Genomic DNA, 348 nt, shown 5'->3' on the forward strand with positions numbered 1-348 from the left:
AAGTTTGATAATGACATTATCTAGTTTTGAGGGTACGAATTTTATAAAAAAAATATCGAAAAAAGTTATTGACTTTAGTAGATGTTTTGATATAATAATTAATGTCCTAAAGAAAATGAATCAAGTGATGATAGCGAAGAGGTCACACCCGTTCCCATACCGAACACGGCAGTTAAGCTCTTCAGCGTCGATGGTAGTTGGGGGTTTCCCCCTGTGAGAGTAGAACGTCGCTTGGTTTGATGGAGGATTAGCTCAGCTGGGAGAGCACCTGCCTTACAAGCAGGGGGTCGGCGGTTCGAGCCCGTCATCCTCCACCATATGCCGACTTAGCTCAATTGGTAGAGCAAC

At 43.4% G+C, this 348-nt stretch carries 1 tRNA gene and 1 rRNA gene; both read left to right on the forward strand.

Annotated features, from left to right (window positions below):
- Positions 1 to 120 precede the first annotated feature (120 nt).
- Positions 121 to 236 (forward strand): 5S ribosomal RNA (gene rrf, locus EP747_RS24040).
- Between the two features lie 5 nt (positions 237 to 241).
- Positions 242 to 317, forward strand: a tRNA-Val gene (locus EP747_RS24045).
- Positions 318 to 348: the final 31 nt, after the last annotated feature.

The sequence above is a fragment of the Gottfriedia acidiceleris genome, from assembly GCF_004138285.1.
GTDB lineage: Bacteria > Bacillota > Bacilli > Bacillales > Bacillaceae_G > Gottfriedia > Gottfriedia acidiceleris_A.